26 protein-coding genes are annotated in these 26,497 nt (G+C 40.5%); 21 read left to right on the top strand and 5 right to left on the bottom strand.

Annotated elements, in window-relative coordinates; translation table 11 throughout:
• The first annotated feature begins 120 nt into the window (after positions 1-120).
• The 5 genes from AC3ISB_RS26200 (at position 121) to AC3ISB_RS26180 (ending at position 4,230) form a co-directional block, all read left to right on the top strand.
• On the top strand, positions 121-483 hold the full coding sequence (locus tag AC3ISB_RS26200) for a Na-translocating system protein MpsC family protein (RefSeq protein ID WP_480339329.1): 363 nt from the start codon (positions 121-123) through the stop codon (positions 481-483).
• 55 nt (positions 484-538) lie between these two features.
• Positions 539-1,336 (top strand): formate dehydrogenase accessory sulfurtransferase FdhD, encoded by a 798-nt coding sequence (gene fdhD, locus AC3ISB_RS26195; RefSeq protein ID WP_480339330.1) that lies wholly within the window; start codon positions 539-541, stop codon positions 1,334-1,336.
• Positions 1,337-1,929: 593 nt separating this feature from the next.
• Positions 1,930-2,406, top strand: a complete 477-nt coding sequence (locus AC3ISB_RS26190) for a phage major capsid protein (RefSeq protein ID WP_489274988.1) — start codon at positions 1,930-1,932, stop codon at positions 2,404-2,406.
• A 374-nt stretch (positions 2,407-2,780) separates the two neighbouring features.
• Positions 2,781-3,422 carry a hypothetical protein gene (locus AC3ISB_RS26185; protein WP_489274987.1) on the top strand — a complete coding sequence of 214 codons (642 nt, stop codon included), beginning with the start codon at positions 2,781-2,783 and terminating at the stop codon, positions 3,420-3,422.
• A 484-nt stretch (positions 3,423-3,906) separates the two neighbouring features.
• Positions 3,907-4,230: a hypothetical protein gene (locus tag AC3ISB_RS26180; protein WP_489274985.1), complete on the top strand. Its 324-nt coding sequence runs from the start codon at positions 3,907-3,909 to the stop codon at positions 4,228-4,230.
• A 49-nt stretch (positions 4,231-4,279) separates the two neighbouring features.
• Here the strand turns inward: AC3ISB_RS26180 and AC3ISB_RS26175 are convergent, their stop codons facing one another.
• Entirely contained in the window at positions 4,280-5,023 is a 744-nt protein-coding gene (locus AC3ISB_RS26175; protein WP_489274983.1) for an FRG domain-containing protein, read from the bottom strand.
• An 89-nt stretch (positions 5,024-5,112) separates the two neighbouring features.
• Here AC3ISB_RS26175 and AC3ISB_RS26170 point away from each other — a divergent pair, with 89 nt between their 5' ends.
• The 12 genes from AC3ISB_RS26170 to msrA all read left to right on the top strand — a co-directional run bounded on the left by AC3ISB_RS26170 (position 5,113) and on the right by msrA (position 17,763).
• Positions 5,113-6,108 carry a DGQHR domain-containing protein gene (locus AC3ISB_RS26170; RefSeq protein ID WP_489274981.1) on the top strand — a complete coding sequence of 332 codons (996 nt, stop codon included), beginning with the start codon at positions 5,113-5,115 and terminating at the stop codon, positions 6,106-6,108.
• Between the two features lie 269 nt (positions 6,109-6,377).
• Positions 6,378-7,250 carry a LysR family transcriptional regulator gene (locus AC3ISB_RS26165; protein ID WP_098371528.1) on the top strand — a complete coding sequence of 291 codons (873 nt, stop codon included), beginning with the start codon at positions 6,378-6,380 and terminating at the stop codon, positions 7,248-7,250.
• A gap of 155 nt (positions 7,251-7,405) precedes the next feature.
• Positions 7,406-8,332 carry an AEC family transporter gene (locus tag AC3ISB_RS26160; RefSeq protein WP_141992838.1) on the top strand — a complete coding sequence of 309 codons (927 nt, stop codon included), beginning with the start codon at positions 7,406-7,408 and terminating at the stop codon, positions 8,330-8,332.
• A gap of 159 nt (positions 8,333-8,491) precedes the next feature.
• A complete protein-coding gene (locus tag AC3ISB_RS26155) occupies positions 8,492-9,514 on the top strand; it encodes a Bug family tripartite tricarboxylate transporter substrate binding protein (protein ID WP_480339331.1) in 1,023 nt (340 codons plus the stop codon).
• A 57-nt stretch (positions 9,515-9,571) separates the two neighbouring features.
• The gene (locus tag AC3ISB_RS26150) at positions 9,572-10,027 is read left to right on the top strand and encodes a tripartite tricarboxylate transporter TctB family protein (protein WP_098371525.1); all 456 of its coding nucleotides are present in this window, start codon (positions 9,572-9,574) and stop codon (positions 10,025-10,027) included.
• A gap of 18 nt (positions 10,028-10,045) precedes the next feature.
• Positions 10,046-11,572: a tripartite tricarboxylate transporter permease gene (locus AC3ISB_RS26145; protein ID WP_098371524.1), complete on the top strand. Its 1,527-nt coding sequence runs from the start codon at positions 10,046-10,048 to the stop codon at positions 11,570-11,572.
• A gap of 79 nt (positions 11,573-11,651) precedes the next feature.
• The gene (locus tag AC3ISB_RS26140) at positions 11,652-13,244 is read left to right on the top strand and encodes an ATP-binding protein (protein ID WP_489274978.1); all 1,593 of its coding nucleotides are present in this window, start codon (positions 11,652-11,654) and stop codon (positions 13,242-13,244) included.
• The gene (locus tag AC3ISB_RS26135; protein ID WP_098371522.1) at positions 13,241-13,948 is read left to right on the top strand and encodes a response regulator; all 708 of its coding nucleotides are present in this window, start codon (positions 13,241-13,243) and stop codon (positions 13,946-13,948) included. The genes AC3ISB_RS26140 and AC3ISB_RS26135 overlap by 4 nt, the downstream gene beginning before the upstream one ends.
• Before the next feature lie 279 nt (positions 13,949-14,227).
• On the top strand, positions 14,228-15,286 hold the full coding sequence (gene desA, locus AC3ISB_RS26130) for a Delta(5) desaturase DesA (RefSeq protein WP_098371521.1): 1,059 nt from the start codon (positions 14,228-14,230) through the stop codon (positions 15,284-15,286).
• A 93-nt stretch (positions 15,287-15,379) separates the two neighbouring features.
• On the top strand, positions 15,380-16,501 hold the full coding sequence (locus AC3ISB_RS26125) for a sensor histidine kinase (protein WP_098371520.1): 1,122 nt from the start codon (positions 15,380-15,382) through the stop codon (positions 16,499-16,501).
• Between the two features lie 12 nt (positions 16,502-16,513).
• Positions 16,514-17,122: a response regulator transcription factor gene (locus AC3ISB_RS26120; RefSeq protein WP_076368214.1), complete on the top strand. Its 609-nt coding sequence runs from the start codon at positions 16,514-16,516 to the stop codon at positions 17,120-17,122.
• Positions 17,123-17,241: 119 nt separating this feature from the next.
• Positions 17,242-17,763: a peptide-methionine (S)-S-oxide reductase MsrA gene (gene msrA / locus AC3ISB_RS26115; protein WP_098371519.1), complete on the top strand. Its 522-nt coding sequence runs from the start codon at positions 17,242-17,244 to the stop codon at positions 17,761-17,763.
• Here msrA and AC3ISB_RS26110 read toward each other — a convergent pair.
• Positions 17,735-17,920 (bottom strand): hypothetical protein, encoded by a 186-nt coding sequence (locus tag AC3ISB_RS26110; RefSeq protein WP_489274975.1) that lies wholly within the window; start codon positions 17,918-17,920, stop codon positions 17,735-17,737. The genes msrA and AC3ISB_RS26110 overlap by 29 nt on opposite strands.
• Before the next feature lie 585 nt (positions 17,921-18,505).
• Here AC3ISB_RS26110 and AC3ISB_RS26105 point away from each other — a divergent pair.
• The 4 genes from AC3ISB_RS26105 to AC3ISB_RS26090 all read left to right on the top strand — a co-directional run bounded on the left by AC3ISB_RS26105 (position 18,506) and on the right by AC3ISB_RS26090 (position 21,915).
• On the top strand, positions 18,506-19,201 hold the full coding sequence (locus tag AC3ISB_RS26105) for a response regulator transcription factor (RefSeq protein ID WP_489274973.1): 696 nt from the start codon (positions 18,506-18,508) through the stop codon (positions 19,199-19,201).
• Positions 19,198-20,553: a sensor histidine kinase gene (locus AC3ISB_RS26100; protein WP_144549422.1), complete on the top strand. Its 1,356-nt coding sequence runs from the start codon at positions 19,198-19,200 to the stop codon at positions 20,551-20,553. Before AC3ISB_RS26105 ends, AC3ISB_RS26100 begins: the two co-directional genes overlap by 4 nt.
• Positions 20,554-20,618: 65 nt before the next feature.
• Positions 20,619-21,167, top strand: coding sequence for a PepSY domain-containing protein (locus AC3ISB_RS26095; protein ID WP_489274971.1), 549 nt, complete (start codon positions 20,619-20,621; stop codon positions 21,165-21,167).
• A gap of 265 nt (positions 21,168-21,432) precedes the next feature.
• A complete protein-coding gene (locus tag AC3ISB_RS26090) occupies positions 21,433-21,915 on the top strand; it encodes a tetratricopeptide repeat protein (RefSeq protein WP_489274969.1) in 483 nt (160 codons plus the stop codon).
• Positions 21,916-22,140: 225 nt separating this feature from the next.
• Here the strand turns inward: AC3ISB_RS26090 and shc are convergent, their stop codons facing one another.
• The 3 genes from shc to AC3ISB_RS26075 form a co-directional block, all read right to left on the bottom strand.
• Positions 22,141-24,036 (bottom strand): squalene--hopene cyclase, encoded by a 1,896-nt coding sequence (gene shc, locus AC3ISB_RS26085; RefSeq protein WP_489274967.1) that lies wholly within the window; start codon positions 24,034-24,036, stop codon positions 22,141-22,143.
• Positions 24,037-24,203: 167 nt separating this feature from the next.
• The gene (locus tag AC3ISB_RS26080; RefSeq protein WP_489274965.1) at positions 24,204-25,853 is read right to left on the bottom strand and encodes a M14 family metallopeptidase; all 1,650 of its coding nucleotides are present in this window, start codon (positions 25,851-25,853) and stop codon (positions 24,204-24,206) included.
• 219 nt (positions 25,854-26,072) lie between these two features.
• Complete coding sequence (locus tag AC3ISB_RS26075; RefSeq protein ID WP_141992847.1) at positions 26,073-26,414, bottom strand: DUF1450 domain-containing protein; 342 nt, start codon at positions 26,412-26,414, stop codon at positions 26,073-26,075.
• Positions 26,415-26,497 lie beyond the last annotated feature (83 nt).

Here is a 26,497-nt window from a genome sequence, read left to right as displayed (position 1 = left end):
TTTAACAAGAAACAATCCTGGAAAGAGGTTATCATTCCCAAATTCCTTTCGTTTTTCTTCGCGTTGATTTATGATAAGAAAATTGAGAACTTAATTTTCTTGAATTGGAGTGACGTAACGGTGTCAAAAGTTATCCATGAATTCAATGATATGATTCGTAAGCTGCGCAAGGAACTATTCGGTAAAGGACCAGAACGCATACACACGGTTTTCGTGGAAAATATGGCCGTTTCTACGTTATATGGGAATTTGACTCCTACGGAAATGTTCATATCAAGATCGGAGGAAGGAAGGGACATGGTCCATTCTGCACGTACCAAAATGGTTCAGGATGTGTATTCGGAGAGTCCTCCTGATGGAATGGAAGAACTGGTTGGAGCTAAACTGGTCCATTTGTTTTCAGATATCAAAATAAAAGAGAACATAGCGATTTCCGTATTCGTATTTGATAAGGATATAGCGGACATACTCAACGGGCATTGACCATGTTCCTTACACATTGGTCAATTGGCTCCTGGATAGTAAAAGGAGTGGGAACATGAAAGCGATTGAAAGCAAGAGGGACATCATCCGGATAACCAAAGGCAACATCGAGCGGACGGAAGATACGATCGTAACGGAGTATCCCGTCACTGTCAAAATAAATGGCCAGGAATTCGTCACGATGGTTTGTACACCTGAATACATCGAGGATATGGTGATTGGTTATTTGGCTTCGGAAGGCATCATTAAAAAATATGATGAGATAAAAGAAATCTGGGTCCAGGAAAAAGAAGGCTTTGTTCATGTGAAGACAGATAAAGTGAATCCCTACTTCCAGGACTTTCAAAATAAGCGGTATATTACATCATGCTGCGGAATGAGCAGACAAGGGTTCGTCTTTGTGAATGATGCATTGACTGCCAAGAAAATGGATAATGTTTCGGTGAGACTGACTCCCGATGACTGCTTCCGCTTGATGAAGGATTTACAAAATTCCGCTGTTACCTTCCAGAACACAGGAGGGGTCCACAATGCCGCTCTATGCGATGTCGATGGCCTCGTATTAAGCAGGATGGACATCGGACGGCATAATGCCTTGGACAAGATATACGGCCATTGCTTGAAAAATGGTATTTCGATAGATGGGAAAGCTATCGTGTTCAGCGGCCGGATTTCATCGGAAATTCTCTTGAAAGTGGCGAAAATCGGCTGTGAACTGATACTCTCGAAATCCGCTCCAACCGAATTGGCCTTGGAGTTGGCTGAAGGATTGGGAATCACCACGGTCGGGTTCATTCGTAATGATTCACTGAATATCTATACATGCCCTGAAAGAATTCAATTGAATGACTGAGCGTCCTCCGCTTGAAAGATGCTGCTCCTAAGGCGGGCTGGAGAATGCGCTTTGGGAAAGTCCTTGCCGGCATGGCTGGATATGCCAACAAGCCTTTTATGGCATGTAACACTGTATCGCCTGCGGATTCAAAAGAAATATTATACTCACCAATCTACTGGTAATAAAATCCAAGTAAGTTATTTGAATTAATCGAAAAATTTGAGTATGACAGAGTTTTGGAGAAAATATCTTATGTTCGAAATCATCAAGGTTTAACAGTAACAACTATTGGAGAGGATGATTTACTAACAGAAGCAGTTTCAATTTGATGATAAACATAATTTGGTATGGGAGCGGAAATACAAGAAAAAATTAAATGAACTTGACTCACTAATTTATTAGTGGGTCTTTTAGTAGTTTCAATATGAAACTACGTAGTACCAAAACAAGTAGTAGAAAATTTTCTGATAGTTATAAACGAGCAGAAAACTGTTCATTTATTCCTAACCTTTTGCAATATTTTGTGTATTATTCACAATGTTTTTATTAGAATCCTTTAAAACATCTTCAACAATTGGTTCTATGAATGGTTTAATATTTTCTTTAACTCGTTGCATTTTTCCCTTTTATTACCATATGACTCATATGTTACAACTGCTGCTGCTAATGCGGTTGGCACTGATGATATTTTAGGATTGTTTAACTCTATGAATCCACAGCTAGTAGAAGGTGCAACATTTATTATGAATCGTAGCACTTTTAATACTGTATCTAAATTGAAAGATGGCAATAACAACTACTACTTGGTAGATATGAAGAATGGCAATGGATACAAGTACTACACTGTTCTTGGATTACCAGTACAAATTTCCGATGCTATGCCTGACATTTTAACTGGAAATAAAGCGGTTGCTCTAGTTAACTTGGGTCGAGCTTATGGAACTCTTGTTAAGAAAGGTATTGAAATAAAACATATTAGTGGAGATACTCAACAAGCACTTCGTGGTTCTCAATTGATCGTTGCTGATATGTATCTTGATGGAAAAGTCATCAATGATCAGGCTGTAAAGTTATTGAAAATTAAATAAGATTAATAAATCAGAATGGGAACGGTTTTTATACCGTTCCCACTCTCTCCTTTAGCTCGATGATTAATTTCATCGGGCTTTTTTATTTTTTGGCTCTATTAAAGAATGTTGTTGATTTTCTTGATGAATTAACGGGGCAGATTAGTTCTATATTAATTTAATGTTTTGTTATATGCACAAATATGTATTTATCAATTGGATATTATTGTATTAGGAATGAACCCCTTCAAAAATTAACAAAAAACCCAAAAATGCTACGGAAGTAATTTGTGGGTTTTTAAGAATAATTTGGTAAAGGGTGAATTTTATGTTATCTTAAGAAAGTATTTGTAATATTCAAATGCTATCTGTAAAATATATAGGAGTGAAGTAAATTGAAAAAAACACTTATTTTAGGAGTAACAACAATGTTAACTTTAGGATCTTTAAATGGATCTTTAGCAACTATTGCTCATGCAAATGAAAATGAAAATCCTTCAAACAAAATTACAAAATTAGCAAGAGCTTCATTAACTAAAGTTCCTTCAGACTCTATTTTAGAAGTAGCACCTTATGTTCATAAAGATGATCAGGGCTTTTTATATGTAGATAGTAATATCCCAAGATATATATATATTAAAAATAAAGTAAAGGTTTTGGAAAAATCTTTTAAAGATATTAATAAACAAGTAGCAAATGGTCAAGTGGTAATCAATGATGATTTATCTATCACTAAAAAATCTGATTTCACAACTTTTGCTAGTAAGGGCTATACTTCCGAAACTTTTTGGTGGGGACAAAGAGCTAAATATACTAATGCACAAACTAAATCAACGGTTAAACAATTAGAAAATGCAGGACAAGATATAGGATTTCTTGCAGCTGCACTAGTTTGGCTTCCTGCTATAGGGGGTATTACAGGTATTTCAGCGGCATATTGTGGGAAGCTTGCGAAATCAATGAAATCAAAAAATAATGGAAATGGCGTTATTCTAGATATGACTTGGGCTTTGGTATATTCAGTTAAGTCTAGATAAAATGAAGCTGTAAAAATTGGTGGTGATTGCATGTTTGATCTGTATCTATTATTTTTAGTTATTTTAACTATTATATATATTTATATATTTTATTCTAAAAAAATTAAATTCAGAAAAAGATATATTTTAATATACCTTGTTTGTATATTATTTTATGTTTGGATACTCAAAACAAATTCCCTTTAACGTAAATAGGCTTGTAAAAAAGGAATTGTGTTAGTTCCATAAGATGTACTAAAGAAGACCACTTATAGGTGGTCTCTTTTATTTGTTCAAAAATCAACATTAATCTTTAACAAAGCCATTTTTAAAATATCTAATTTGTTTCTTAGTAAAGGAAATAAAGATTCATTGATATGCCCAATTAATGTTTGACCTTGAAGAGTATGAACAGCAATTACTTAATAGTGAACTACAAAGTCAACAAAATGATAACTCTACCTTCCAACTAGTGCTAAAGAATAAACAAGAAGAGTTGAACCATATGGAAACTGGAATGGATCGTCTAATGGATTTATATATTGATGGTTTACTTGATAAAGATCAATTAAAAGCAAAGACGGATAAACTAAAATCTCGAATTCAAGATAAAAAGGATGAAATACGTTCCATTGAACGATCAATTGCGGTTGTTAATAATGAACGAACTGATGAAGAGGGTCTTCAAGCAATTAAACAATTTAAGGAAGCGTGGAACACCGCTGATATTGGTAGGAAAGAATTGAACACACTTGCTAAGGAAATTATTGACCGAATTGAATTGATTCGAGAAGGTAACAATGTGGACATCAATATTCAATTTTTTTGAGGACACCCAAGGGTACAATTGGGTGTCCTTAATTGGTTATTTATTTAGGCTAAATCCATGAAGGTTTAATGTGAATATCATTTATATGTCTAGATAAACCATCTAAATCTGGAAATAAGGAAAAGTGATTAATACCATTCAATCTTAAGAAATGGTAAACGTCCTCCCTAATTTCCAGGGGCAGGTTAATCCTTTTAAGTCCACCATTTTTATACAGAATATCTCCAAACTCAGATTCCAAAGGTTTTAGAGAGTTTCCTTGAACAGTAAAAACACCGTGTTGAGCAACAATTCTTTGATTACTTTTGTTTGGGAAAATTGCACGGGATTTTAAATTTAATTCAGAATGCTTTTTAATAAAGTCATTTTTAATAGGAAGTTTTATTTGTGATACTCCAATTGACTCTTGATTAAGCTTTTCTGGGTTTATCATCCAAATACAACATTCTCCTTTATTCCAACCAAGTGTAGCAAAAAATAATGCTACAACGAAACTTTCTGACCAATCTAGAAGTCTGGTTCTTAAACCATGATGTTGCATAGAGTAAACAATTGTCCAATCATTTCTTTCTTCTAAATCCTGTAAATATCCTAGACTCTTAAAATAGTGGAACATTTGTTGTTCCAATTCAATATATTCTTTTATTTGTGTCCCGATTTTCAATCTAAATAAGCCAGAATCTAATGAGTATGTAGAATTGCTGTGCCCTCTGAACCATACCAATCCTGAATTTAATTTTGAAAAGTCATCGACTTCATCCATTATATCTTTCCACGATGCTGAAAACCCCACAAGATAGTCCCCCTTGAAAATATAAATTTTCTAAAATATATTATATAATAAATATAGCAAATAGGAAAAAATGTAAGGAGAAAACAAAATTGGGAAAAAAACAAGGACTAGCAGCTATACAAGTTATTCAAGGTAAATATAAATTTTATGTTGTGTCAATGCCTTCTGACACTTTAAAAGAAACATGCTTTACAATTACTCGTGAAGATGACCCAGTAAAGGGCTTCCAACGTAGACTTGACGAAAGTCGTGCTGAAGAAATAGCAAAATATATCGACTGTGGTGAAGGTTCAATTCCGACTGCAATTATTTTGGCAGCTCAAGATGAGGCTAACTTAGAGTATAGCTCAAAAAGTAAAACAATTTCATTCACTCCAGAAAAAAATGCATTTTTAATAATTGACGGTCAACATAGAGTCTGGGGATTTATCAAGGCAGAGACTTCAATTCGAGTACCAGTAATAATATACGAAGAACTATCTAGGGTCGAAGAGGCACAATTATTCGTTGATATTAATTCGAATCAAAAGGAAGTACCCAGAGAGCTAATTTTAGATGTGAAACGACTTCTTCAGAAAGAAAGTGAAGAGGAAAGACGTTGTAGTGAAATTTTCGAATTTTTTTATGAGCGGAAAGATAGTATTTTAAATGGTTCTTTAGCTAGAGCTGAAAGGGAAAATGGGAAAATTACCCGAAGGGCTTTTAATAAATCAATATCTGAATTATTGTCAGATATGCTTCAAGAAATACCTAACGATGATTGTTATACAATAATTAATAATTACTTATCTGCTTTGAAGCAAGTGTTTATTGATATTGATGATACAGGAGAAGATATCATAACTAGAGTAACAGTATTCCAAGGTTGCATGTCTGTTTCAAAATATGTAATTGAAAAAACTAATAGCCTACATAATGGGCGATTAACGATAGATTCTTTTACTGATACATTAAGTGTATTGAAGCAAAACTTACCAAAATCTGTTGTTCAAAGACCCGGGAATTCATATAAAAGAATAGCCGACCATTTACTTAATGCACTAACCAAAGTTAGTTTAAGACCAGGAATTATAAGCTTTGAGTAATTTTAAAATGAAGAAGAAGAAACACCATTAAGGTGTTTTCTTTTTGTAGAAAAGGAAGCAGATTTAATAAATTTGAGATAAACTACATTCGTTCTTCCTTGAAAATCCTAATATTTGAAGTCACCCAATACAATAAGGCAAAAGGAGAAGGTAAACTAGTGTTCTTGTCTATATGTTATTTCTAAATAGAGGTATCGTAAATTTACATGCCTTTTATGGTACAGTTTGGATAAGACATTCAAGGAAAAAGCGGTATCGGGGGAAGGGTTATGAATGAAAGGGATTGGCATATTTTAAAGGTGTTGCATGAGCATAAGAACATTACTAAAACGGCGCAAAGTCTATATATATCGCAACCTTCTTTAACGAAACGAATTCAACAAATAGAGAAGGAGTTCAATCTAAAGATTGTGGAGCGGGGAACAAGGGGAGTGCAGTTCACCCCTCAAGGAGAATATTTGGCCAACTGTGCAGATGAGATGCTGATCAGGCTCCGGCAGATAAAAGAGACAGCGTTCAATATGGGCCAGGAGATCAGTGGGACATTAAGGCTGGGTGTTTCCAACTATATCACGCTGCATAAATTGCCAGGCCTGTTGAGATTATTTCGTGAGCGATATCCTAAAGTGGATTTCCATGTGACCACTGGTTGGAGTAAAGAAGTGCTGAACCTCATTTACAAGGAAGAAGTGCATGTAGGGATCGTTCGGGGGGACTATCAATGGGCAGGATCAAGGCACCATCTTTTTGAGGAAACGATTTGTATTGCTTCCAAGGAAGAAATCGAAGTCCGTGACCTGCCTTTCCTGCCGAGGATCGATTATGGGACGGATGCTTTATTGAAAACAATGATCGATAATTGGTGGAGAGACAATTTTTCAGGACCGCCTTTGGTTGGGATGGAAGTGGACAAGGGTGATACATGCAAAGAAATGGTCAGGAATGGCCTGGGATATGGCATCCTCCCCAGTGTTTTATTGGAGAAAGACCAAAATCTCCGTCAAATGGACCTCAAGGATAAGCAAGGTAATCCCCTTATCAGGAATACGTGGATGTTATATCATGAAAAGTCGCTGGAATTAAAACTGGTCAAAGCGTTTGTCGAATTTGTCAAAGACGTCGATTTCATGAGTGATATTTAACTGGAAGCGCAGAAATCTCTGTGCTTTTTTTGTCATTCCTTTTTTGAATGGATAACGATAATTTATTGGTATTTTAACTATGGTTATCCCGGGATTATGATAGATGGGAGATGTAAATCATCAGGAATTTGCCTAAGGAATGGAGAGGAAGTCAAGTGAGTGTCCTGTTTCTGATCGTATTGAATGTCATTGTGCCGGTCTTTTTCCTAATAGGGGCTGGGGCCATCCTGCATCGTAAATTCAAGTTGGATATGAATACGCTGTCTAAATTGAATCACTTCCTGCTCATGCCGGCCATTAGCTTTGTCAATATATATCAAAGTAAAATGGGCGGGGGAATGATTGTCCAGATATTCAGCTTCCTTGCCCTTCAAGCAGTAAGCCTCATCATCGTGAGTACAGTGATTGCTAAACTTGCCAGGTTTGATCAAAGTCTTTCTGCCACGTTTAAAAATAGTGTAGTCCTGAATAACTCAGCCAATTTCGGGTTACCCGTCAGCCAGATGGTTTTTAATGGGAATCCTCTTGGCCTGTCGATCCAAGTCATCGTGATCATTTTTCAAAACTTGTTGACCTATACCTATGGATTGATGAATTCCGTTTCCGTCCATACAAAAAGTGCGAAGGGCGCCATTCGCGAGTTCTTGAAGAACCCCGTCATTTATGCTTTATTACTCGGTTTTCTATTACATTCCGCTTCTTTCGACATTCCGCTGTTCTTATGGACCCCGATTGAAAATATCGCGAGTGCTTTCATAGCCATTGCCTTGATTACATTGGGTGCACAGAGTGCCTATTTGAAAATGACGCAATTTCCGCTTCCGCTTATCCTTAGCTTGATTGGCCGGTTAATACTCTCGCCATCCATCGCATTCCTGATCATCCTCCTGCTGGGCCTGGAAGGGACTGTCGCTCAGGGATTATTTATCGCAAGCTCATTTCCAACTTCGAGAAACAGCGCATTATTCGCTTTGGAATATGACAATCATCCGGAGTATGCGGCACAGGCAGTCTTGATGTCGACTTTATTCAGCAGTATAACGGTAACGGTGGTCGTATATCTATCAAAAATACTATTCTAGCAGGGCTGCTCATAATGGGTGGGCCTTTTTCCCATGTCTCCTGATAAAACTTTATGAACATTATAGAGGTTATGGAATTTATGCATCTTAGGTTAATAATCAAAGAAAAGGAAGATATTTTTGTAGAATTAAGAAAACGCTTTCAAAAGGAGGATTATTATGTTTTCTCGTAAAAAGATTTCAGCGGTCATATTGGCGGGTTCGTTAGCTTTAAGTCTAGGTGCATGCAGCAGTTCGGATACATCAGGAGAAAAGAAAGAAAGCACAGGCTATCCGAAAAAAGCCATAACGGTCGTTGCTCCATCGGGCGCAGGCGGGGGATGGGATTTAACCGCCCGTTCATTTACAAAGGTCTTGAGTGAGACAAAACTGGTGAACCAGCCATTGACCGTCGAAAACAAACCCGGTGGCGGGGGCGCAGTCTTCATGGCGGATTATGCAACACAGCAAGCGGATAATAATGACATGCTGTTCGTGAATTCACCGCCTGTCATCATCAATAACCTTAAAAAAGAAGGGAACAGTCCTTATGGATATAAAAATACGACCCCTTTAGCGCAGCTGACAAAGGATTATGGGGCAATAGTGGTAAAGGCGGATTCTGAATTCAAGGATTTGAAATCAGTGCTGGAAGCGGTGAAGAAAGATCCGCGTAAGCTGACCTTTGCAGGAGGATCGGCTCCTGGATCAATGGATCATTTGATTTCCATTCTTCCAGCCTATGAATATGGCTTGAATCCAACTGAACTTAAATACGTTTCGTACGACGGGGGCGGGGAAGCGATTACAGCATTGCTTGGCGGTAATGCAGATGTGATTGGAACGGATGCATCCAGTGTCAGGGAATTTTTAAAAGCAGGGAAGATTAGAGTGTTGGCCGTAACCTCGACTGAACGTTTGGGTGGCGATCTTAAAGACATACCGACGGCAAAGGAACAGGGTGTTGATGCTGAATTCACGATTTGGAGAGGGGTTTTTGGACCTCAGAATATGTCTGATGAAGCGAAAACCTATTGGGACGGAACCATTGCAAAGCTAGTTGAAACTTCTGAATGGAAAAAGGAAGTGGAAGTTCAAGGATGGGAACAGGAATATAAAAATAGTGAAGAATTCAGTAGGTTTTTAAAAGAACAGGAAAAACAGGTGCAACAATTATTAGAAGCTTTAGGCATGGAAAAATAATCGGGGAGAAGGAGGTGCTTTCACCTTCTTCTTATTTTCTGAAATGGAGGGATTAGGATGGACGTGAAATTTGATCGCTTTGCATCTGTAGCCTTTCTGGCTGTCGGGGTGCTGTTCATGATAGGAAGCAGGAAACTGGCCAGTTCTTCTTATGGAAGTTCGGTAGGACCGGACATTTTCCCTTTTGTATTGGGGCTCGTTCTTGCTGTTTTAAGTATTCGCCTGTTCTATGAGGCATTTCGGAGCAAGGTGCAGGAATCGGGTAAGGGAAAGCTGGAATATAAACCCTTCATCATCATTCTGCTCTCCACCTTGATTTATATTTTGACATTGGAAACGATAGGATATGTCATTACGACCTTTCTCTTTTTGTTTGTTTGCTTTCAAACGATGGAACGGAATAAGTGGGTGACATCGCTCATCATTTCCGCAGGATTTTCCGGAATCATCTATTATTTATTCGTGAATGTATTAAAGGGAACACTGCCGGGTTGGCCAATCTGGTTTTCATAAAAGGAAGGGGGATGTGAAGTGGGCACTTTTGATTATTTAATGCATGGATTTGAAACAGCACTAACTTGGTATAACATCCTTTTTGCATTTGTCGGAGTCTTGATCGGTACGGCTGTCGGCGTTTTGCCGGGGATCGGGCCGATGAGCGGCGTGGCTCTTTTGATTCCGGTAACCGCTTCGATTACAGGGGGACTTCCACCAGAGCAAGCGGCAACAAGCGCCATCATTTTACTTGCAGGTGTTTATTATGGAGCGATGTATGGAGGGTCGACAACTTCAATCCTATTGAATACACCTGGTGAATCTTCTTCTGTCGTCACCACATTGGATGGTTACCAAATGGCGAAAAAGGGAAGGGCCGGTAGTGCTTTATCCATTTCGGCAATCGGTTCCTTCGTCGGAGGGATAGTCACCCTTATCGCCATGATTGCCTTGGCTCAGCCATTATCGACGATTGCCATTAAATTCGGTCCGGCGGAGTATTTTTCGCTCATGCTTCTAGGGTTGGCGGCCGTCAGCGGCCTCGCGGGAAAATCAGTAACCAAGGCACTGATCATGACGGTTTGCGGTTTGTTGATCGGGACGATAGGAATCGATAATGTATCCGGGATCGCCCGTTTTACATTCGACATTCCTTGGCTGTATCAAGGGGTCGAATTCCTGACAATCGCAGTCGGTCTATTCGCACTTGGAGAAGTATTCAAGACAATCTTGGAAAAAGAAGAGGATGACGGGGAAATTGCAAAGATCAAAAATTTGATTCCTTCCAAAGAAGAATTCAAGGAATCCGCGGGTCCCATTGCGAGGGGGTCGCTCTTAGGTTTCTTTGTAGGGATCCTGCCGGGTGCAGGGGCTACTCTTGCATCTTTCTTCTCATATCTTATGGAAAAACGGATTTCAAAAAAACCTTGGAGATTTGGTACAGGGGCGATCGCTGGGGTGGCTGGACCTGAAACGGCCAATAATGCGGCATCTGGCGGAGCGATGATTCCATTATTGACGCTGGGAATTCCGGGTTCCGGTACAACGGCGATTTTAATGGGTGCGCTCATGATGTACAATGTTCAGCCAGGTCCATTATTATTCGAGGACCATCCTCAGGTGGCTTGGGGGCTCATCGCCAGTATGTTCATCGGGAATCTGATGCTCCTCATCCTTAATCTCCCGCTCGTTAAGGTTTTTGCGAAAATCATAGAAACGCCAAAGAAATATTTGATTCCGATCATTATCGCGATTTCCATTTTTGGAGTTTATGCTGTACAAGTATCGACTTATGATTTATTGCTATTATTAGGATGCGGGGTCTTGGGATATTTCTTAAGTAAAAATGATTATCCAATCGCCCCATTGGTATTAGGACTGGTTTTAGGACCGATGATAGAAAATAATATGCGCAGGGCCCTGACGATATCCGATGGGGATTACAGTTTGTTTTTCACTCGGCCGCTTTCCCTGACATTCCTGATCATAACGGCATTATGGCTGCTCATTCCGGTTTTGCTTAAGAAGAGAGGGAAGGATGTTGTCATCAATATTGAAGGTTAACCCGTATTTTCTGAATGTTGTGAAAAAACTCCTTTTTTAAAGGGGTTTTTTTTTATATGATGTAAGTAGAGGTGATTGAATGCGTTTACACACCAAGTTGATGCTGGGCATCTGTACGTTAATCATCTTAATGGGCGGAATCTTTGAAGTTATTTTTATAAATATCCTGGAAAATAACCTGAAGCAGGAAACAGGGGAAAAAGCATTGTCGGTTGCCCAGACCATTTCTTTGCTGCCTGATATTAAACAAGCTTTTCGAACGGATAATCCCTCTGTAATCATCCAGCCCATCGCGGAAAGGATTCGCAGGCAGATCGATGCGGAATTCATAGTAATAGGCGATAAGAATGAAACACGGCTGTCCCATCCAAATCCCGATATGATCGGGAGGAAAATGGTAGGGGGAGATAACGCCGAAGTGTGGGATGGGAAATCCATCATCACGGAGTCCACTGGGACATTGGGTCCTTCCATAAGGGGGAAATCCCCGATAATCGCAAATGAAAAAGTCATTGGAGTCGTCTCTGTTGGCTACCTTCAGGATGATATTGAAAAAGAAGTGTCCAGTATACAAAGAAAGATCGTCTGGATCATCTCTTTTATATTAATCGGCGGTTTATTGATAGCCTTTTTCATTTCATACAATATAAAAAAGGCGATATTGGGTCTGGAGCCGAAAGAGATCGCCTGGATGTTTCAAGAGAAGCATGCCATTTTGGAATCCATTCACGAAGGCATCATTGCCATTGATGTTCATGGGAAAATCACGGTCGTCAATGAAACGGCGCATAAAATCCTTCATATCCCTAAAGACGTCATGCTTCGCGGGCAAAAAATTGAAGAAGTCATAACGCAAACACATTTGCTAGATGTAGTCAGCACGGCACGGGCCGAGTATGATCAGGAATTCATGATAGACGGTGAAGTTTTTTTGGCAAGCCGGATCCCCATTTTGAATGGACAGGGTGAAATCATCGGTGCCGTTGCAAGTTTAAGAAATAAATCGGAACTATCCAATCTCCTTCAGGAACTGTCACATGTAAAGGCATATGCAGAAGGGCTGAGGGCCCAGACACATGAATATTCGAATCGGCTCTATACACTGCTAGGCCTGATTCAACTCGGTTCATATAAAGAAGCAGTGGATTTCATTTCGAAGGAAGTCGATGTCACCCAAGGCTTCATTCACTTTCTAATGAAGGAAATACCTGATCCGATTATTGCTGGGTTCATCTTAGGGAAGGTAAGTTTAGCGAGCGAGCTGAAAATTGATTTTACAATTGATAGAGAGAGCAGTTTTAAAGATATTCCGTCCGAATTAGATCGGGATTTATTAGTGACGATCATCGGCAACCTCATAAATAATGCCTTCGAAGCTGTACGGGCAAACGATAGGGAGGAAAAAAGGGTATCGTTGTTCGTCACGGACTTGGGTAAAGAGTTGATCATAGAGGTTGAAGATAATGGAAAAGGGATGAATTCAGATGTTACCGAACTGATTTTCCAGAACGGCTTTACGACGAAAAGCCATCAAACCAATTCAGGTATAGGTTTGAGCCTTGTTCAGGAAGCGATAGATGGATTAGGGGGGGATATCACTTTTTCGACGAAAGAAGGGGAATATACGATATTTACTGTAGCACTGCCAAAAAACAGAGGGGTGATTTCATGATGGCCAATCGCGATATAGAAGTTTTAATCGTAGAAGATGACCTGCGGATTGCCGAAATACAAAAGCTATTCATCGAAAAGCTTGAAGGTTTTCAAACGATTGGGATCGCCTCAAGCTATGACGAAGCCAAAAGCTTCATTGAAATCATGCAGCCGGATCTATTGCTGCTCGACATGTATTTTCCGGATATGAATGGGCTTGATATCCTGAAAGAAATCAAGCAGCAAAGCAAACAAATGGATGTCATTATGATAACGGCTGCTAAAGAAATCGAAAAAGTCCAGGAAGCTATCAAAATCGGCATATTTGATTATATTATCAAGCCTGTCGCATTTGAACGTTTCAAGCAGTCCCTACTCCGATATCAAGAGTATCACATTAAGCTGTCTGAATTGGAAAAGGGCAATTTTCCCGTAACGCAGCAACAGGTTGATAAGCTTTTGCGAAAGGATATGAAAGAAAAAGAGAGAGAACAGGCTTCACTGCCAAAAGGGATCGATCGGATGACTTTGGAGAAGGTGATGGTTGTGTTGGGGAAATCCTCCCCTGGGTTAACTGCCGAAATAGTGGCAAAGGAGATCGGGGTGAGCAGGACAACGGCAAGACGTTATCTGGAGCACTTGATGTCAGAGGAAAAAATTGATGCCGATTTAACATATGGCACGGTAGGACGTCCTGAACGGGTGTATGCCATCAAGTTATAAATGGGTTCGCCAAGCGGCGGATCTTTTTTTATTGGATCGAATAAATGTCAGGCATTTTCTTGGAATCAGATTGATTGGATTCATCGTCTTTTTTTGAAGTGTAAAAATGATGAAAGAGGAAAAAATACGTGTGAGAAGTGTTGAAGCAGACAAGTATATGACAAGTGTCATGGCAGGGAATTGACGTTTATGACTATAGAAAATCGGTTATTATTCCTATACTTAAAGAAGAGATGTAAGTATAACCACTCCATTCCTATATATTATGAGGAGGAAATCATGAGTAATCATAATCATAATCAAAAACAATTGAGAAAAGATATTGCCCCTTTTGAAAAATCCAATACTAAATCAAGCGTGAAACAGCTTATAAATACATTTCCGCCATTTTTCCTGTTATGGTTTTTAGCTTATCAAAGCTTAACCATTTCATACTGGCTGACCCTTTTATTTGCCGTCCTGGCTTCAGGATTCGTAGTCAGGATTTTCATCATTTTCCATGATTGCTGTCATCAATCGTTTTTCAAAAGCAGGAAAGCGAATGGCATCCTGGGTACAATCAGTGGAATCGTTACATTATTTCCGTATGAACAATGGAAGCATAGCCACTCCATACATCATGCAACGAGCAGTAATTTAAACAAACGCGGTACAGGAGATATTTGGATCATGACCGTTGATGAATATATCGCCGCTTCATTCTGGGGGCGTCTGGCTTACCGTTTATATAGAAATCCGATCGTCATGTTTGGATTAGGTCCATTTTATCTATTTCTTGTATCGAACCGTCTGAATAAAAAGGGCGCTAAAAAGAAAGAACGGATGAATACGTATTTGACAAATGCCGCAATCGTGGCAATTTATGGTTTTTTATGCTTGGCTATCGGATGGCAGGCATTCCTGATGATTCAGGTACCGATGCTTTTTGTAACGGGATCACTGGGCATCTGGCTGTTTTATGTACAGCATCAGTTCGAAGATTCTTATTTCGAAGAGGAATCGGAATGGGATTATGTGAAGGCTGCCATTGATGGAAGTTCTTATTATAAACTTCCAAAGGTTTTGCAATGGGTAACCGGTAATATCGGTTTTCACCACGTGCATCATCTTAGTCCAAGAGTGCCAAACTATAATCTGGAAAAAGTCCATGATTCCACCCTGCCATTGCAGCAGGCAACGACAATCACCATTAGTTCAAGTTTAAAATCACTACGCTTCCGCCTATATGATGGAGAAAACAAGACGTTTGTAAGTTTTAAAGAGATTAAGGAACGTCTAAATGAAACAAAACCTAAGGTGGAAATCAATAATAAACGTCCAAGTCTTCAAGAAAAATAAATAGTTCATCAAAAACCATTCAATTTCCATTGGGTGGTTTTTTGATGAAACTCCTTAGTATATACTAGGGTAAAAAGAAATAGAGGCGGCGCCATGCAAAGTTGGTATCATATCTTTCCGAAAAACACAGGGCTGAGCCCTTATGTCTGGATCATTTTTTGTATCCTACCTTTTTATTTCATCTTCAAATCCTCTTCGATGTTGGAGATAGTCTTTGGAATCGTCATGATCATTTTGTTTTTCATATCATATGGTCTCTCATTTGTTTCGAAGGGATGGCCCGTATACGTATGGACGGCGATACAAATAGTCATATCCATATCCATGACCATATTTTTCAGCTATATTTACTTTTCGCTTTTTTTAGCATTCTTTATTGGGAATGTTCAAAATAAGGTTGGCTTTTTCGTATTATATTCGATCCAGCTATTGGCTACCATCGTGTCTGTCAATATTGGATTCATCATGAAAGACCCTACATTCTTTTCGCAATTTCCCTTTATGCTCATTTGTGTGGTAGGCGTGATCCTGCTCCCATTCAACACATATAATCGAAATAAACGGGGCAGGCTGGAAGAACAATTGGAGGACGCACATAAAAGAATATCAGAACTTGGCAAAATGGAAGAACGTCAGCGGATTGCCCGTGACTTACATGATACACTTGGACAAAAGCTGTCTTTGATTGGCTTGAAAAGTGACCTTGCAGGGAAATTGATCGATTTGAATCCGGAGTCGGCCAAGAAGGAAATCAAGGATATCCGTCAAACGGCGAGGACGGCACTCAAGGAAGTACGTGAAATGGTGTCGGAAATGCGTGGGGCCAAGCTTAGCGATGAAATCATCCGGGTCAAGCAAATATTGAAAGCGGCAGGGATAGAATTCAATTTGGAAGGCACCACGGAATTGAAAGATACCCCATTGCTTGTTGAAACGGTTTTAAGCATGTGCTTGAAAGAAGCTGTGACCAATATCGTCAAACATAGCGGTGCCGACTGCTGTCATATCGTCATTGAAGAATTACAAACAGGAGTGACGATCACAGTGAAGGATAATGGAGTGGGGCTTTCACATAGATCAGAGTTTTTTAAAGGCAATGGGCTTCAAGGAATGAAAGAAAGGCTCGAATTCGTTAATGGCAGCCTGGATATTCAATCAACAGATGGAACGACACTTTATATAAGGGTTCCGAATGCTATAAAAAATAATGGATAGGAGGGATTGACATTGATTCGAATCGTAATTGCCGAAGATCAGCGGATGCTGCTTGGCGCGCTAGGTTCCATCCTTGATTTGGAAAGTGACATGGAAGTTGTAGGAAAAGCGAGCAATGGGGAAGAAGCAATGAATCTCGTCAATCAATTAAAGCCGGATATCTGCATAACCGATATTGAAATGCCAGTTAAAACCGGGCTCGATGTAGCGGAGGAAATCAAGGATCAGGGCCACCAATGCAAAGTCATCATTTTGACCACTTTTGCACGTCCTGGGTATTTTGAAAGAGCCAGAAAGGCAGAAGTAGGTGGATATCTGTTGAAGGATAGCCCAAGTGATGAACTGGCGAACTCGATCCGTGTCATCATGGATGGGCGGCGCGTTTATGCTCCTGAGCTGGTGGATATGGCTTTCGAAGAAGAAAACCCTTTGACTGAACGAGAGTGCCAAGTGCTCAAATTGATCGCGGATGGTAAGACCACAAAAGAAATCGCAAGCCAGCTTTATCTGACTAATGGAACGGTTCGTAATTATATATCGGTCATCCTTGATAAATTGGATGTAAGCAACCGCGTTGAAGCGATTGTAAGATTCAAGGAAAAGGGCTGGTCAAAAGATTGATCAAAGGCAAATCATTTTTGGCGCATTTAATGGCGGCTTCTCAAATCGAAAAAGCACAGTGTCAGGATTGGAATATGGTATATTAATTTTTATTACATACAGGAAAGGGGAAGACCATTATGCAAAAGGCTACATTTGCTGGAGGCTGTTTTTGGTGCATGGTGACACCATTTGAAGAACTACCGGGGATTGGGGGGATCGTATCCGGTTATTCGGGAGGACATGTTGAAAACCCGACTTACGAGGAAGTGAAGACGGGAGCTACGGGGCATTATGAAGTCGTGGAAATCACTTTCGATCCTCAGTTATTTCCTTATGAAAGATTGCTGGAACTATATTGGCAGCAAATTGATCCAACCGATGATGGCGGTCAATTCCATGACAGGGGTAGCCAATATCGGACGGCCATCTTCTATCATGATGAAGCTCAAGAAAAACTGGCTCTTGAAGCGAAAGAAAAGGTAGCAGCGAGCGGGAAGTTCCAGAAACCCATCGTAACGGAAATCCTTCCTGCCCAAACCTTCTATCCTGCCGAAGAATACCATCAAGGCTATCATAAAAAAAACAAAGATGATTATAAAGCGGACCGTGCGAAATCGGGACGCGATGAATTCATTGACCAGCATTGGACCGGTGAATGAAATGGATCATTATTAAACGATCCAGTTGATTGAAGAAATCCGCTCCCTTTCCGCCGACTGTCTGCCAAGCCTCCTCGCCGCAAGCGCCTGTGGAGTCTTGGCTAGCCAGTTTTTCGGCAGGAGTGTCGCATATTTCTTCAATCAAATGAGGTTTCATTAAACAATAAAAAACCCAAAGTGCAACCATTTCTTAATCAAGTCAGGGATGAGACCAGACTACAGTCTTTTCTTTAAAAAGCAATCCAGTTGATTGGAACGGAAGGTACGAGACTCCTGCGGGGAAAGCGTGTTCAAGGGAGACCCCACAGGCGCAAAAAGCGCCGAGGAGGCTCCCGGACCGCCCGCGGAAAGCGAGTGCCTGGAGAGGAAATCAACGCTCTAGCTGTTATCAAAGATCCGCTCTCTTTCTGCTGACTGTTTACCAAGCCAGTTATTTGGGATGAGGCCGTTCCGAACCCCATTTTGTCGACAAACTGTGACTATGGAAATATTCCATAGTCTTTTTATTATGGTTATCCATTGATACCTAGGCTTTTATTATTTAGCTATGGGGAAATTCTTAATGATTGTGAGGAATGTGTATGGTGTCTGTAAAGACCCTCTTGGACTTTTCACATCCGGTTCTTTTTTTTGACCTTTTTTAAAGGCACAAAAATTAAAATCATTATTTCATGCGGAGGGTTCAATTTCTCATGATATTTTCATATTTCTTCAGTACACTAAGGGGTAGGTGGTGATGATCATGAATAAAAGAATTTTAATTATAGAAGATGAAGAAAAAATTGCGAGGGTTCTCCAGCTGGAACTTAATCATGAGGGTTATCAAACAGAATCGGCATTTACCGGAAAGACAGGGCTGGAAAGGGCAGAAGCCGAAGAGTGGGATTTAATCTTATTGGATGTGATGCTGCCCGAGCTGAATGGCATAGAAGTACTTAGGCGTTATCGGAAAAAGAATGGATCGACACCGGTCATCCTTCTAACGGCAAGGGATGCTGTGCCAGACAAGGTGAATGGCCTTGACCATGGTGCAAATGATTATGTAACGAAACCGTTTGAAATTGAAGAGCTGCTTGCACGGATCCGTGCTTGTTTCCGTACCAATGTAAGGGAGTGCCAATCAGAAGGGGAAGTGGATGAACTAAAGATCCATGATCTGAAGTTGAACCTTGGTACAAGGGACATTCACAGGCAAGGCAAAAGGATTGAGCTGACTTCCCGCGAGTTCGATTTGCTGGTTTATCTTTTGCAAAATAAAAATCAAGTACTTTCGAGGGAGCAAATCCTGACACATGTATGGGGATATGATTTTGCAGGGGATACGAATGTGGTCGATGTGTATATCCGTTATTTACGCAAAAAAATAGATTATCCCTTTGAGCTGCAGCTCATATATACATACCGTGGTGTAGGTTACAGCTTGAAGGAGCCAGTATGAAGATCCGGACGAAAATCCAAACGTATTCCAGTCTTTTTTTAAGCGTCATGCTTATATTGTTGAGTATCATCGTTTTAATCGCCTTCCTTTGGATATCGGTAGAGAGGGAAAGGGATCTGCTTGAAGATCAAGCCTCATTAATTGAAGAAAATATCCTGACGAAAGATTTGATTTCCGGTGATCCCGATTTAATGGAGCCGTATATCCCTGACGATGGAATGGTGCGGATATTCGATACTGATGGAAGGTTGGTAAAATCATTTACCGATGAAGAGGACCTTGAGGGGCTTGCGATTAAAGCCATTAACGAGAAAGGTTATGATTTTACCAAAGCTGACGGGGAATATGTAATGACCTACCGTTATCCTTATCCTGATGAAGGGAAGAAGCTAGGGATGATCGAGGTCACACAGCCGCAAGATACCCTCCTTGATAATTTATCGACGCTTGCCCTCGTTTTAGGCGGTGCATCGCTTTTTGTCATTCTTTTATCCATTCTTGCCGGTAAGTGGCTGGCCAACCTGATCCTCAAACCGATATCGATCATGAGCGGAACGATGAACGATATTGAGAAAAGCGGGGAATTCAAACGGATACCGCTATCGGATCAATCAAAGGATGAACTGCAGGTGATGGGAGTGGCATTCAACAGGATGATAGAAAGGCTGGAGCGGAATTATAACCAACAGCAGCAATTCCTTTCAGATGCTTCACATGAATTGAAAACACCGATTACGGTCATAGAAAGCTACTCTTCCTTATTGAAACGCTGGGGAATGAAGGATGAGGCGATTCAGGAAGAGGCGGTGGAGGCAATTCATCATGAAGCCGTCCGGATGAAAAAGCTGACAGAACATCTTCTGCAGTCTGCTTCCCAAACGGAACCTTCAGCAGATGTGGAAGGGAAAATAGAAATTATTTCGTTTTGTGAAGGGATTGCCCAAACATTCAGAAGGACGGTAAATCGTGAAATAACGATAGAATCAGAGTTTAAGGAAATATATGCAATGACCATTTCCAGTAAGCTTGAACAGGTGATTGTCATCCTATTGGACAATGCTATGAAATACAGTGAATCAAATATTCAGATCATGATAAAACGGCAGGCCGATGAAATTTTCATCGGTGTGAAAGATCACGGTGCAGGGATATCACCGGAACATCTCCCACATGTATTTGAACGTTTTTATCGCGTGGATTCATCGAGGGCAAGGAAAACGGGAGGCAATGGACTCGGGCTTTCCATCGCCCGGACGCTGGTCGATTCATTCGAAGGTAAATTGGAGATTCAAAGCGAAGTGGGAGAGGGAACGTTGGTGACGATTACTCTTTCTCATCAAATTCTAATCTAACGCTCATGTTCGTTTCATGAAGGATGCTTATTATTAAGGTAACAACTTAAAGGAGGAATTCATTCATGAAAAAACAGTGGAGTACGATTAAAGAAGGTATCATTCAAAGGAAAAAGGTGATCATGACGGTGTCCATGGCCTCCGTTTTACTTTTCGGCGGTGCTGCTGGAACGGCGGTATATGCAGTCAATAAGGGTAACCTATCCGAGGATGAGGCTGTCAAAATGATTTCAGAAAAACTAGGCGGGGAAGTTACTCAATTTGAAAAGGATTGGGACCAGCCGATGACCTATGAGATGACCGTTAAAACGAAAGAAGGCTATCAAGAAGTTGACGTTGATGCTGAAAAAGGAGAGATACTTTCTCAGGAAATGGAAGACGGAGACGATGACGATATGAGCACACAACAAGCGGCGGAAACTGCAAAAATCAACAGTGATCAAGCCGAAAAGATTGCCTTGAAAGCGGTGGATGGTCAAGTAACGGACATGGAGCTTGATTCGGAGAATGGCACCCTTGTGTACGAGCTGGAATTAAAACAAGGACAAAAGGAATATGATGTAGTGGTAGATGCCACCACGGGAAAAGTATTGAAAAACCAATTGGATGATTAATCGATGGTAATCTGTGATCTAAGAATGATCATGAACTGAAGTGCATGAAAGGATTTGCCGAATGGCAGATCCTTTTTTTATGCCATTATGAATCTCAAGCGAAATTAGGGAAAAAGAAGAAACTTCCCTTAGATGAAGAGGCGGATGGGGGGAGAAACCACCGTATAGCTGATGACACTTTAAAAATATTTGCGGTTATAAAGGAATTAAAAAAAGGAATCGCGAATAGGGGCAATAAGGAATCTTATACAATGGAGGAATAGTAATGGGAGATTTGGAAATCGCACTGTCATTAAGAGGAAAAAAAGAATTCGGAAAATCCAATCGATTAATGATGGATTTGGCAAAGCAAAATCCCGGTGATGCAGTCATACAGTATCAGTGTGCCTGGAGTTTGGATATTCTCGGACATGAGGTAAAGGCGGTGCCCTATTATGAAGCGGCTCTCAAATTAGGTTTGCCGGAGGAGGAGGCAAAAGGGGCCTGCATAGGATTGGGGAGCACATATCGCACCATAGGGGAATATGAAAAATCAAGACAGACATTGGAATCGGGGCTGGCGAAGTTTCCTGAGGATAAGGCTTTATTGGTATTCAGGGCCATGGCTTTTTATAATTTGGGCCAACACGATCTTGCAATGGAGTCTTTATTGAAGATAATTGCCGAAACCTCTAAGGATCGAGACATACAATCTTATGCTAAGGCGATAGAATTTTATAGTGATAAACTGGATAAAGTTTTCACATAATAGTGATCATCCCCAAACTATCCACAAAGCCTGAATAAAACAAGTTATTATTACATGTCCGAAATGAATTAATCAACAAATATGACGGGAAATTTCTTGCTTTTAGCACATTTACGGATAAATGAATGTGGATAACCTCGGATTGTGGATAACTTTCCGGTGTTATTCACTACTTTTCCACAGGTAATCCACATATTCACCCTTATATGATAAAAAAACTGGCAATTAAGTCTTCAGGAACTTTTTATTGTAATGACTTAAGGCTAAAAGGGGATAAATATAGCGATAGCTATGATAATGTATATACAAAAAATCGGCCATTCCCTGGCCTGCAGGATAATCATTGGTCCAACTGTCCTGCTGACCTGCACGGATGAGATAGGCAATGCCTTTTTCGATTTCGGCTGTCGGCTTTTCGGATGCCGATATTAACGCATCCACAGCCCAAGCTGTATGTGCCAGTGTACTTTCTCCGAGGGGGATATATCGTTGCTTAATATCACTGTAACAAGATTCACCCCAGCCACCATCTTCATTTTGAATTTTCTCCAACCAAGTTAAGGCTTTTTGGATGGATGGATGTCCAGTGGCTTGCCCTGCTGCCTTCATGCCGGTCAGTGCAGACCATGTGCCATATAGATAGCAGATGCCCCAGCGCCCATACCAGGAGCCGTCACGCTTCTGGTCTTTCAATAGCCAATCCACCGCTCTTTTACTGACTTCTTCCGGCTTCTTCATATTTGTATAGTTCCCGAGGAATTCCAGCGTTCTTCCTGTCAAATCAGCGGTAGAAGGGTCAGTCAGGAGATATTTCGAACCCTCTATAGGAAGAAGATGCAGCCATTTATTGTCGTTATTCCGTTCGAAGGCTGGAAATCCGCCATCATCATTTTGCATGGATATCGTGAAGGAGACACCGCGCTGCCAGCTGTCCCGATTATCCGGTTTTGCTTGCAGTTGCTTAGCCAGCGCCCGCAGTGAGGTGGTCGTATCATCGACATCCGGATTCATGGTATTGAAATCCGAGAACCCCCAGCCGCCTGGAATCGTGTTGGGATTATGGATCAGCCAATCTCCATACATATAATGCTGGCGTGACAGTAAGTACTGATTGGCGGCCTTGACCGTTGGGTCTTTGGGAGGTATGCCAGCTTCTTGAAGGGCGTAGCTTATTAAGGAGGTATTCCAAACATGGGGCGTCGTGAACTGGATATGTGTGTGTCCCTCAATGGAGCAGGCCATCCCCTTCAGACCGGCAATGGCCTTTAGTATCACTGGATCCTTTTTCGAATATCCAATTGAAAGGAGGGCAAAGATCATGAAAAAGGTAGAACCGAAATAATTGTACAGTGTCCCGTCTGGTTCCAGCCTGTCGAGCATGAACCTTTTCGTTGAATCCAAGGCTAAGGAATGTAAATAATCGGGATAACCAATCAGAGTTTTGACGCCTGTTTGAAGTTTGGAAAAGAAGGAACGATATTCCTCGGTACGATACTCTTCCCATGCATGCTCTTCGGAAAGGTCCTCCCTTGTTTGAAATAATTCTTTTAAACTTGGCGTGTCCGGGGTTTTGATCTGAAACTTTTTATGGCCAAGCAATAGCAATGGAATCATGTTGACCCGCCAATATACGGAAAGATCATAAATGCTGACGAAAAAGGTCGGAGGAAGTAAGACCACTTCGAGAGGAATGGGGAATAGGCGCGGCCATTGATATTGTCCGGTAACAGTAAGCATCATTTTCGTTAACATTTTGGCCTGTTTGATGCCACCCTTGGAAAGAATGAATTGTTTGGCTTTCCTCATATGGGGATCGTTCTTATTGCGGAGTCCGCTAAAAAGAAGGCCATAATAAGCCTCGATTGTAACCGTAACATTGCCGTCCTTCTCGTCTTGGAAAAGTTTCCATGAACCGTTTTCCGTTTGCTTGCTTTCGATTCTTTTTACTAAAGCCTCCATAAGAGGAGCATCTTCCATATCTAAAATTTTTAATAATATGATCATATAGGCATCTGCCGTTATCCCGGTGTCAAAGGGATAATTCCACGAACCATCAGCGGATTGGTCTTGTTTCAAGCGATGAACAAGGCGATTTATTTCCAATTGTACATGTTGGTTCAATGACTTTCCTCCTCTAAAAACACATTTTCCGTTTATATGTATATTCAAAACTTGTCGTCGCATTCAAGAAATCATGTCAGGCGCCTCGTCCCGCATGAATAAAGGAGGTGGAAACTAAAAACGCTTTGGCAATGAAAGCTGCCGAAGCGTCATTTAGATACTATGCATCATTTAACTGGTAAGGAAGAAGGCTGCATATAGCGGTAAATCGGCAGTTCTTTTCCTTTATCAGCCGGGATGAAATTGAATGTCACATAGCTGTCAATGCCTTCAGGTTCGAGGGCAAGGGGGATGAAGTTGGCATCAGGCTGGGCCATGTCGAAAACATAGCTTCCTTTTGGGAAATCCCGAGTTGTTGAAGTAACGGTTGTCGTGACTTCCCTTGTGGAATGTCCGCTTTCCAGTTCAGCGGAAACTTTTAAATCCTTGACCCTATAGCTTTCAACAGCTATTTTCATAGGTTTTTTTAATTTTTTAACTTCTACTCCCAATAACTGAAGTTTCTTGGCGATATTTTCATATTCCGGTGGAAGGATATAGGCTGTCGGACGATCTCTAACAAGGGTAGGGTAGGCATCGGTAGAATCCAGCCAATCGATGGAGGCATCGGCCATTTTAGCTTTCGCTAAATCGACTACTGTCAATTTTTGATCCTTAACCATTTTATTTTCACTGGTGATGACAATTTTATCGTTATCATTTGCTTTTCGCCCTTTTTGCACGACTTCAGTTTCTGCCTGTTTAACGGCCTTTTTAACTTTAGTGGCCTGTTCAGCTGCCGTTTTGATGAAGGCTGCCTGGGCTGTAGCTTGTGCAAAAACACGTCGTTTAAAATCCGTACGGCCGATATTGATTCCCCTCGTTTCAATTAAATAGGTCATTGTATTTTTCAAACCGAGGGCGTTTCGGCCAATCCGGGCTTCTGTACTTCCTTCTGTGGCAGTAAGGACTCCATCATCAGAAGTAGCCAGTGTATAGTAATCGTGGTAGGAAAGCTTTTCTTTTTCCAATGCTTTAAAAACATTCGGTAAAAGCAGTTCATCGGAAGCTTTTCTAAGCTGTTTGGGAATATTTAAATTCTTGGCTGAGGAGATGAGTAAATCATAGGAAGCGATCGATCCATTTGCTCCCACTTTTTTCAGTGGGGCGGGATTCACTGTATATTCATGTACATCCAGAATGACTTCCGGTTCATAATCATCGATTGACTGATGAATCGTCTGTACTTCAGGATACTCCACTTTTAAGTAATCCCTATTCGCATCCATGTCATTTGCGGTATATCGTTTGAAATAATAAGAGCCATCAGGATTGACGCGTGGAACGATGGCAACATTCACTTTATCGAGGACATCACCAAGCTTGCCTTCAGCCAGCCATTGTGCAAGGACTAATGTTGATTCACCTGAAGCGGGTTCATTGCCATGGATCTGACCTTGAATCCAAATCAATGGTTTATGTGAACTCTTATTCGGTCTTTTTGAATCCTTGCTGAAAAGAAGCATAGGGATGTCGCGTCCTTCTGTGGATTTGCCAATCGTCTTGAACTGGATGTTCTTGTATTTATGGGAGAGGGACTTGATATGATCCAACATTTCTTCCTGGCTCGTAAAGGCGATCTTGTTTTGCTTAAAGGCAGGGGTGTTGAAAGATACATTAGGGTCAGGGAAAAGGTGGGAGAGGTTATCTGGTTGAATGTAGCTTGGACCATTTCCATAATAAGGGGTGAATTCTTCTGCTTCGGCTATGGGGTTAGGCAATCCAGTGACAAGACTTAGTGTTACGGCTGATACGATGGTAGGAATGATTTTTTTCATGGACGTCCTCCTGTCTATCTTTTTCCATAAATTATCATATATTAAGCTATTTATACAGTGAAAACGTAGGAAATAGTGAAAAACAGGAAGTAACGACTAGATTAATAATTCCATAGCATAATTCCCAATTCCTTTTAATAGATGTTCACCACCTGTATTCTGTATAATTACAGGTGGAAAGTCAAAATGATACGGATCAAGCAATTTGATTGGCCCGTATCATTTCAATACATCATGTAACTTATTTAAAAGGTCCTGTGAATCTTCGCCACTCATTATCTGGCCGTTCACTTTCGCATAGGGGGTTTTCTTACAAAGTTTACACTCACTCAAACATTCATATTCCTTATATTGAATCCTTGGATTCGCTAAGAACTTACCATAATCAGCAACTGTTTGTTCATTAAGGAAGCGGTCAAGATTATTTTGGCAAAATTCAATCTGGATTTTCGCCTTTTTTAAGAACACTTTGGATAGCAAGTTTTTCATCATATCGCTTCTTTCATTGGAAGAGTAAATATTTGTTATTTTGATTTTATCACTTCCTGTAACGAAATGCATGATTGTTCACCCAAATTCATGACAATATGACTATTCGGAGAATATCAAAGTAATTCCCTTGTATATATTGACACATGTCTGAG

The organism is Peribacillus sp. GL_122, from assembly GCF_057835005.1.
This window is presented reverse-complemented; position numbering and strand designations above follow the sequence as displayed.

Excerpts from the sequence above, each read along its gene's own strand:
- fdhD (WP_480339330.1), top strand. The coding sequence starts at position 539 with ATGAAAGCGATTGAAAGCAAGAGGGACATCATCCGGATAACCAAAGGC.
- AC3ISB_RS26180 (WP_489274985.1), top strand. The coding sequence starts at position 3,907 with ATGGAAACTGGAATGGATCGTCTAATGGATTTATATATTGATGGTTTA.
- AC3ISB_RS26165 (WP_098371528.1), top strand. The coding sequence starts at position 6,378 with ATGAATGAAAGGGATTGGCATATTTTAAAGGTGTTGCATGAGCATAAG.
- AC3ISB_RS26155 (WP_480339331.1), top strand. The coding sequence starts at position 8,492 with ATGTTTTCTCGTAAAAAGATTTCAGCGGTCATATTGGCGGGTTCGTTA.
- AC3ISB_RS26150 (WP_098371525.1), top strand. The coding sequence starts at position 9,572 with ATGGACGTGAAATTTGATCGCTTTGCATCTGTAGCCTTTCTGGCTGTC.
- AC3ISB_RS26140 (WP_489274978.1), top strand. The coding sequence starts at position 11,652 with ATGCGTTTACACACCAAGTTGATGCTGGGCATCTGTACGTTAATCATC.
- AC3ISB_RS26135 (WP_098371522.1), top strand. The coding sequence starts at position 13,241 with ATGATGGCCAATCGCGATATAGAAGTTTTAATCGTAGAAGATGACCTG.
- desA (WP_098371521.1), top strand. The coding sequence starts at position 14,228 with ATGAGTAATCATAATCATAATCAAAAACAATTGAGAAAAGATATTGCC.
- AC3ISB_RS26125 (WP_098371520.1), top strand. The coding sequence starts at position 15,380 with ATGCAAAGTTGGTATCATATCTTTCCGAAAAACACAGGGCTGAGCCCT.
- msrA (WP_098371519.1), top strand. The coding sequence starts at position 17,242 with ATGCAAAAGGCTACATTTGCTGGAGGCTGTTTTTGGTGCATGGTGACA.
- AC3ISB_RS26110 (WP_489274975.1), bottom strand. The coding sequence starts at position 17,920 with ATGAAACCTCATTTGATTGAAGAAATATGCGACACTCCTGCCGAAAAA.
- AC3ISB_RS26105 (WP_489274973.1), top strand. The coding sequence starts at position 18,506 with ATGAATAAAAGAATTTTAATTATAGAAGATGAAGAAAAAATTGCGAGG.
- AC3ISB_RS26100 (WP_144549422.1), top strand. The coding sequence starts at position 19,198 with ATGAAGATCCGGACGAAAATCCAAACGTATTCCAGTCTTTTTTTAAGC.
- AC3ISB_RS26095 (WP_489274971.1), top strand. The coding sequence starts at position 20,619 with ATGAAAAAACAGTGGAGTACGATTAAAGAAGGTATCATTCAAAGGAAA.
- AC3ISB_RS26090 (WP_489274969.1), top strand. The coding sequence starts at position 21,433 with ATGGGAGATTTGGAAATCGCACTGTCATTAAGAGGAAAAAAAGAATTC.
- AC3ISB_RS26080 (WP_489274965.1), bottom strand. The coding sequence starts at position 25,853 with ATGAAAAAAATCATTCCTACCATCGTATCAGCCGTAACACTAAGTCTT.
- AC3ISB_RS26075 (WP_141992847.1), bottom strand. The coding sequence starts at position 26,414 with ATGCATTTCGTTACAGGAAGTGATAAAATCAAAATAACAAATATTTAC.